Here is a 7,705-nt window from a genome sequence, read left to right as displayed (position 1 = left end):
GGTGGTGCGGGACTCGGTTCGTCCCCGCGTGTCCTGAAGGCGGCTCACTTCGCCGCAGCGTGCTCCTTCGCCAGTTCCTCCGCGACCTTGTCGCCACCGGCCTGCCGCCACTGGGCGACCGCGTCCTTCCACGCGGACACGGGCTTGCGGCCGAACACGATCGCCCCGATCGCGTCGCCGACCGTCCTGGTCAGCTCGGCACCCTTGCTCGTGCGGGTCGCGGACCGCAGACCGGCCTCCGGATCGGGGATGCTGCGCGGCAGCACCGCCTTCTCCCACTCGTGGACGGCCTTCGCCGCCTCGGGGAAGCCGGGCAGGTGCAGCACGGCGGGCGCGGCACCGAGGTACTTGATCGGCAGGTTGACGTTGTTCTCCACCTTGAACAGGTCGGTGGTCTTGATCCCGCCGGAGTCCTTGGTGAAGTGCGCGCCCTCGACGCCGTAGTTGACCAGCTCGTACTCGGACGTGCCGAACGGCGCGCTGAGGTAGTTGGACACGCGCAGCAGCAGCTTGATCCGGTCTGCACTGGCTTTCTTGAACGTGACGTAGCCGAAGATCCCTGCACTCTGCCACGGTGTCGCGTTCGGGCCGTACGGACGGGCGAGGTCGAGCTCGAAGCGACGGTTGATGCCGGACAGCGCCTCCGCCACCGCGCCGAAGCCGTCGGTGAGGGAGAGGACGGAGGCGTTGTAGTAGAAGGTCTTCACGTCCGTCGCGCTGAGCGTGAGGCTGTCCGGGTGGTAGGCGCCCTTCTCGGCGAGCCTGCGCATCACGCCGAGCGCTTCCTCGAACTGGGGTGTGGCAAGGGTGGTGTTGAACTGGCCGTCGCGCAGCTCCCAGGCGTTCGGCGCGCCGAGCGAGCCGGCGTGGTAGGCGATCGAACCGAAGCTGCCGAACACGCTCTTGGACCCGCCGATGCCCCACCGCCGGTCTCCCGACAACCGGGTCAGCGCGCCCACGAAGTCCTCCGTGCCCCATTCCTCGGGGACACCGGCCTGCTGCAGCACCGTGCGGTTGACGTAGAGGCTGTTGCCGGGCTTCGGCCGCTCCAGCGGTACGCCGTAGATCCGGCCGCCGATGCGGCCCATGCCCTGCCAGGCGTACTGGGGGATGTTGGCGAGGCCGGGATAGTCCTTGACCGCGTCCCCGCCGACGAAGTCGGACAGGTCCGCGCACCGGGACTGGATGAACTCGTGCGAGCGGGGCAGCTGGAGGTTGCTGAACATGATGATGTCGGGCAGGTCGTCGCCGGAGGCCATGAGCGTCGTCATCTTCTGGCCGTACTCGGCGTCCGGGACCACGACGACCTTGAGGTTGACGTTCAGCGCCTTGTTGACGGCCTGCCAGAACCGGTTGCCCTCCAGCGCTTTGGGCGGGGCGCCGTAGGTGATGACCATCGCGGTGACGTCCGAGCCATCACCCGGTGCTTCCGGCACCGACCGGACGAGGTTCCGCGGGTAGTCGAGGTACAGCGGCTGCACACCGGACTCGTCGCCCGGTGCATCGGGCTTCGGACCGGCGAACGGCACGTACGTGGGCCAGGGAACCACGTTCGTACCGGCGTTGCCGACACCGCCGTTCGATCCGCTGCCGCAGCCGGTGAGCACGGTGGCGAGTGCACCGGCACCGGCGAACTTCAGCAACGACCGTCGGCGAAGAGGAGAAGTCATGGGGTCGCTCCCTCCTTTCTCGATAGGTGGTTCAGGCCTTCACGGCGCCGGTGAGCACGCCCTTGACGAAGTAGCGCTGGAGCAACGGGTAGATGCAGACGATGGGGGCGGTGGCCAGGACGACGACCGCCATCTGGGTCGCCTGGGGAGCCGACACGACCGCGGACTCACCGGTGAGGTCGGCGCCGCCGGTGACGTACTGGCGCAGCACCGTGCCGATCGGCCACTTCGTCTGGTCGTTGAAGTAGATGATGGCCTCGAAGAAGCGGTTCCAGTAGGCGACCGCGTAGAACAGGCTCACCACCGCCAGCACCGCCTTCGACAACGGCAGCACGACCCGCCACAGCATGGTCAGCTCGCCCGCGCCGTCGATGCGGGCGGCCTCCAGCAGTTCCGCGGGGATGGACTGGAAGAAGCCCCGCATCACGACCAGGTTGAACACGTTGATCAGGAACGGCAGGACCAGCGCGGCGTAGGTGTCGAAGAGCCCGGTGGTCCGCACCACCAGGAACAGCGGGATCATCCCCGGCGGGAACAGGAAGGTGAACAGGATCAGCAACATGATCGGCCGCCCGCCGTAGACGCGGGGCCGCGACAACGCGTACGCGAGACCCACCGTGCACACCAGGCTGAGCGCCGTGCCGACCACCGTGACGCCGGCGCTGACGAGCAGCGCCCGCGTCACGACGCCGCCGTCCAGGATCTCGGCGTAGGCGCCGATCGTGAACCGCTCCGGCCAGATCACCCAGCCGCCGTTGGCGATCACGTCCTGCGGCGAGGCGAGGCTCGTCGCCACCACCGTCCACAACGGAAACAGCACCAGCAGCACGACGACGGTGAGTGCCACCGCCTTCGCGGCCCGCAGGCCCGGTCCCGGCCTGCCCTGCCACGCCGGATAGGTCACCGCTGGTACACCCCCTGTTCGCCGAGCCGGTGCGCGACCTTGTTGGCCGTGTACACCAGCGCGACACCGATGAGTCCCTTGAACAACCCGGCGGCGGCCGCGTAGCCGAACTCACCGTTGGCGAAGCCGGTGAAGTAGACGAACGTGTCGAGCACCTCGCCCGTCTCCGGCCCGACAGCCTGCCGCTGCAGGAAGAACTGCTCGAAGCCGACCTGCAGGAACTCGCCCAGCCGCAGCACCAGCAACAGCACGACCACCGGACGGATGCCCGGCAGCGTCACGTGCCAGAGCCGGCGCCACCAGCCGGCGCCGTCCAGCACCGCCGCCTCGTACAGCTGGTCGTCCACTTGGGACAGTGCGGCGAGGAAGATGATCGTGGCCCAGCCGCACTCCTTCCAGATCAGCTGCGCGACCACCAGCGGCTTGTACGTGTCCGGGTTGCCGATGACGTGGATCGCCCCGAGATCCAGGTCGCCGAGCCAGCCGTTGACCACCCCCGCGCCGCCGAGCATGTGCTGGAACAGCGCCACGACGATCACCCACGACAGGAAGTGCGGCAGGTAGACCACGCTCTGCACGAACCGTTTGACGGTCGAGCCGACCAGGCTGTGCAGCAGCAGCGCCAGGGCGAGCGGCGCCGGGAAGAAGAACACCAGCTGCAGAGCGGCGATCACGACCGTGTTCGCGACCGCGTTCCAGAACTGCGGATCGCCGAGCATGTGCTGGAAGTTCGCCAGTCCGACCCACTGGCTGTCCGCGAGCCCCAGGAACGGCACGTAGTCGACGAAGGCGAGCACGTTCCCGAACAGGGCGCCGTAGTGGAAGACCAGGAAGTAGAGCACGCCGGGCGCCATCACGAGCAGCAGCACCAGGTCCCGGCGGATTCTCGGGCGGTGCCTCGGTTTCCCGGCGCGCGGTGGTGCCTGAGCACGTACCTCGCGGGATGGCCGCCTGGTCTTGACCGCGCTCACCTTCGGTGGCCCCCCGTCGTCACGATCGCCCTCGACCGGAACTCAGTGACCACGAAGATAAAACGGTTACATCATCAGGTCAACCATGGACTCCATACCTGTTGACAGCCAGGGCTTCTTCTCTGGTAAACCGTTTTACGCCACTTGGCTCCGACGGAAGGACTCATCCGTGCCGGAACTTCCTGTCGCGGTCCTCGCCATGCAGCCTTGGGCGCTGCCGGGCCTGTTCCCCGCGGATCTGCTGGAACGGCTGCGCGCACTGGTGCGGCTGGAGCCGGGTCCCGCTCTCACGTCGTTCGAGACCGACGAAGCCTCGTCCGTTCTGCGCGGCGCCGACGTTCTGGTGACCGGATGGGGTTGCCCGCGCATCGACAGCTCCGTGCTCGCCACCGCACCGCGGTTGCGTGCCGTGATCCACACGGCCGGGTCGGTGAAGGGCCATGTCGATCCGGCGGTCTTCGCGGGCGGCATCACCGTCTCGTCCGCCGCACAGGCGAACGCGGTCCCGGTCGCGGAGTACACCGTGTCTGCCATGGTGTTCGCGGCGAAACGGGTGTTCATCCGAGCCGGCTGGTACGCGCACGACCGCGCGGCGGGCGACTGGCGCTCGGGTCAGGGCACCGGACTCTTCGGCCACACGGTCGGGATCATCGGCGCATCCCGGACGGGCCGGCTGGTCCTGGAACGGTTGCGCGTGCACGACGTACGGCTCCTCGTCGCCGATCCGCACATCTCCGCACAGCAGGCCCACGATCTCGGCGCGGAACTGGTCGACGTGGACGAGCTGTGCCGCCGCAGCGAACTGGTCTCCCTCCACGCGCCCGCACTGCCGGAGACCCACCACCTGCTCGACGCCAGGCGGCTCGCCCTGCTGCGGGACGGCACGACGCTCATCAACACCGCTCGTGGCTCCCTGGTGGACACCGCCGCCCTCCTCGGCCACTGCGAGAGCGGCCGCATCGACGCCGTGCTCGACGTGACCGATCCCGAGCCGCTGCCACCCGGTCACCCGCTCCTGCGACTGCCGAACGTGCTCGTCACCCCGCACCTGGCCGGTTCGCAGGGACACGAGCTGCGCCGGCTGGGCGCCTTCACCGTGGCCGAGGTCGCCCGCTTCGTCCGGGGCGAGCCGCTGCACGGCGCCATCCGCGCCGGCGACCTCCACCGGATCGCCTGACGAAGAGATGTTATCGCTAACTGGGCTCACGGAGGCGCTGTGAAATTCGTCGAACAGTTCGACAAACCCAGCAATGTTAACGATCACAACACGTATTGCCCTTCTTCGCGACCCGCCACTAGCTTGACCGCAAGAGCCCACCGCTCACAGAGGCGCTCAGCGCGGAACGGAACTGATCTCGCGTGGCACCATCGATCCACAATGGACATAGCCGGCGCAGGCGCGGAACGGCACTGCGCGCCGTCCTCGCAGTCGGCACGCTCGTCGGCGCCGCATTGGTGACCGGGGCCCAACCGGCGGGCGCGGCCAACCCGATCGTCCCCGACCGCTTCATCGCGGATCCGTCCGCCCACGTGTTCAACGGGCGGGTCCACCTCTACGTCACCGACGACCAGACGAACAGCGGCACGTACTGGGACTCGAGCTCCTGGCGGTCGTACTCGTCGTCGAACCTGGTGGACTGGACCGACCACGGCGACATCTTCTCGATCCGCACCGGTTTCTCCTGGGCGAGCCAGTACGCCTGGGCCCCGGGAGCGGCGGCCAAGGACGGACGCTACTTCCTCTACCTCCCAGTGGATCGCACGAAGATCGGCGTCGCCGTCTCGTCGTCACCGCAGGGCCCCTTCACCGACGCCAGGGGCAGCGCCCTGATCGACAAGGCCCGCGACACCAACGTCGGCGACGAACCGATCGACCCGATGATCTTCACCGACACCGACGGCTCGTCGTACCTGTACTTCGGCACGCGCAAGCCGAAGGCGATCCGGTTGGGCGCGGACATGACGTCCACCACCGGGCCGATCATCGACCTGAGCGTGACCGGCGCGACCCAGTACGGTGAGGCGCCGCACCTGCACAAGGTCGGCGACACCTACTACTTCTCGTACTCGACCGGCTGGCCGGGACAGATCCACTACGCCACCGGTACCTCCCCGCTGGGCCCGTTCACCTACCGCGGCGTGCTCCTCGACTACGTCAACACCAGCACCAACCACCACTCGATCTTCGAGTACCAGGGGCAGTGGTACGTCGCCTACCACAAGAACGCCCGCGCGGGCGGTGGCGAGTACAAGAGGTCCGTGGTGATGGACCGCCTCTACTACAACCCGGACGGCACGATTCGCACCGTCGTCCAGACGCCCGGCGGCGTGGGTCCTTTCACGACACTCACCGCGCGGCACAGCGACCTCCGGCTCGACACCTCGGGATCCTCCGTCCAGCAGGCGACTCCGTCCACTTCCCAGTCTCAGCAATGGCAGTTCCGCGGCAGGGCGGGCGGGTACGCCGAGGTCGTGAACCGGGCATCCGGCTCGTGCCTGGCGGTGTCCGGCGGTTCGGCCGCGGACGGCGCCAACGTCGTCCAGTCCCCTTGCGACAACGGCAACAGTCAGCAGTGGACCGTGCGCGACGTCGACGCGACCACCGTGTCGCTGGTCAACCGCCTTAGCGGCAAGTGTCTCGACGTTCCGTCGTTCAGCAGGACTAGCGGTACCCGGCTCGTGCAGTGGGCCTGCAACGACGGCGCGAACCAGCGTTGGCGCCGCGCGGCCGTCCAGTAACGCCGAACGACGAGCCGGCCGGGCTTCGACCCGGCCGGCTCGTCACTGGCGTACTACCGACATCTCCGCGATCCCGAGGAACCCGGTCGTGGTGCGAGGCGCGCGACTGGTCAGGTCCAGCCGGAGACGGCCGGTGCTCACCGGGGTGAACGCGATCCTGGTCGGTTGGCCCGGCCCCGGCGCCCACTCGATCCGGGGGTCGCCGACCGGCACGAAAGTCGTGCCGTTCCAGTACGACACCGAGATCGTCGCGGGCAGGGCGTGTGACCCGTTCACGAGGAACGAGGCCTGCACCGAACGGATCGGCGCGCCTTCGAGACCGGACAGCGACACCCAGTCCGCCGCGTGGGCGCTGCTCACCTGCGGCAGCAACCCCGTCGCGGTCTTCAGGTAGTAGTTCGACCAGTACGTCGAGGCGTTGCCGTCGAGCATCGCCGCCGGGACGGTGTTCGGTGCGCCGGAGTAACTCGCGTCTGCCGCCGATGCCGCCGTCACACCAACAGGTCCGGCGGCCTCCGGTACGGGCCCAGACCCGAAGACGGCGCCGTTCGTACCGAAGGTCGCGATGCCGTCTCGCAGGCCCGGCGCGCGTGCCGTCACCGTGGTCCCCGCCGGACCGGTTCCCGGCCTGACCATCGCCAGCGCCAGGCCGTTGAACGCGGTTCGGGACGAGGCCTGGTAGTTCTCGGCGCTCTCCTGCCGGCCGTTGTCCAGTCCCGCCAGGCTGCCGTTCGCGACCTGGAACGTGATGGGGTTGGCGGCGTCCGGCACGACCACGCCCGCGCTGTCGACGACCTCGGCGGTGACGAAGGCGAGCGACCTGCCGTCACCGCTGTCGGCTTTGAGCCTGATCGCGTACGGGTCCCCTGCCGTGCGGACCTCGTCTCTGGCGACCTCGACCCCACCGCGCTTGGCGACCGCGACGAGGCGGCCCCGCTGGAACGGCACCAGCCACGTCAGGTGCAGCTTGCCCGCACTGCCGTTCGGGCTGGTGTAGCTGCCGGGATAGCGGCCGCCGGTGACGGTCTTGTCGTCGCCTGTCGCCTCCGTGGTCTCCCGGTACTTCACGCCGTATGTGGTCGTCTTCGTGTCGAACTTCCGCTCTCCCAACGACTTGTCGTTGAGGAACAGCTCGACGGTGTCCGCATTGCTGTACGCCCACACCGAGACGCGTTCGCCCGGTTTGTAGTTCGTCCAGTTCATCGGCAACAGGTGCACCATCGGCTCACTGCTCCACTGGCTGCGGAACAGGTGGTAGAAGTCCTTCGGGAACCCGGCGGTGTCCACGGCGCCGAAGAACGACGACTTCACCGGGAACGTGTTGTTGTACGGCGTGGGCTCGCCGATGTAGTCGATGCCGGTCCACAGGAACTGGCCGGCGAACCACTTGCGGTCTCGGTCCTTCTTCAGCCCGTACTCGC

Annotated in this window: 6 protein-coding genes; 2 read left to right on the top strand and 4 right to left on the bottom strand. The window is 68.3% G+C overall.

Annotated features, from left to right (window positions below; translation table 11 throughout):
- Positions 1-44: 44 nt before the first annotated feature.
- From UK23_RS43470 to UK23_RS43460, 3 genes are read right to left on the bottom strand one after another with little or no spacing between them, the layout of a single operon-like run.
- Positions 45-1,670: an extracellular solute-binding protein gene (locus UK23_RS43470; RefSeq protein WP_045317682.1), complete on the bottom strand. Its 1,626-nt coding sequence runs from the start codon at positions 1,668-1,670 to the stop codon at positions 45-47.
- A 31-nt stretch (positions 1,671-1,701) separates the two neighbouring features.
- Positions 1,702-2,574, bottom strand: a complete 873-nt coding sequence (locus UK23_RS43465) for a carbohydrate ABC transporter permease (RefSeq protein ID WP_045317681.1) — start codon at positions 2,572-2,574, stop codon at positions 1,702-1,704.
- Positions 2,571-3,443 (bottom strand): ABC transporter permease, encoded by an 873-nt coding sequence (locus UK23_RS43460; protein WP_231114950.1) that lies wholly within the window; start codon positions 3,441-3,443, stop codon positions 2,571-2,573. The genes UK23_RS43465 and UK23_RS43460 overlap by 4 nt, the downstream gene beginning before the upstream one ends.
- 271 nt (positions 3,444-3,714) lie before the next feature.
- Here UK23_RS43460 and UK23_RS43455 point away from each other — a divergent pair, with 271 nt between their 5' ends.
- On the top strand, positions 3,715-4,722 hold the full coding sequence (locus UK23_RS43455; RefSeq protein ID WP_045317680.1) for a hydroxyacid dehydrogenase: 1,008 nt from the start codon (positions 3,715-3,717) through the stop codon (positions 4,720-4,722).
- Between the two features lie 182 nt (positions 4,723-4,904).
- Complete coding sequence (locus tag UK23_RS43450) at positions 4,905-6,284, top strand: family 43 glycosylhydrolase (protein ID WP_082115453.1); 1,380 nt, start codon at positions 4,905-4,907, stop codon at positions 6,282-6,284.
- Positions 6,285-6,326: 42 nt separating this feature from the next.
- Here UK23_RS43450 and UK23_RS43445 read toward each other — a convergent pair.
- A partial coding sequence (locus UK23_RS43445; RefSeq protein WP_045317679.1) for a DUF4982 domain-containing protein occupies positions 6,327-7,705 on the bottom strand: 1,379 nt, incomplete at its 5' end.

This window comes from Lentzea aerocolonigenes (genome assembly GCF_000955955.1).
Classification (GTDB): domain Bacteria; phylum Actinomycetota; class Actinomycetes; order Mycobacteriales; family Pseudonocardiaceae; genus Lentzea; species Lentzea aerocolonigenes_A.
The sequence above is the reverse complement of the archived record's forward strand: the minus strand, read 5'-3'. Positions and strand labels throughout refer to the sequence as shown.

Bases quoted from the DNA above. Each gene is read 5' to 3' on its own strand.
- UK23_RS43470 (WP_045317682.1), bottom strand. From the start codon at position 1,670: ATGACTTCTCCTCTTCGCCGACGGTCGTTGCTGAAGTTCGCCGGTGCC.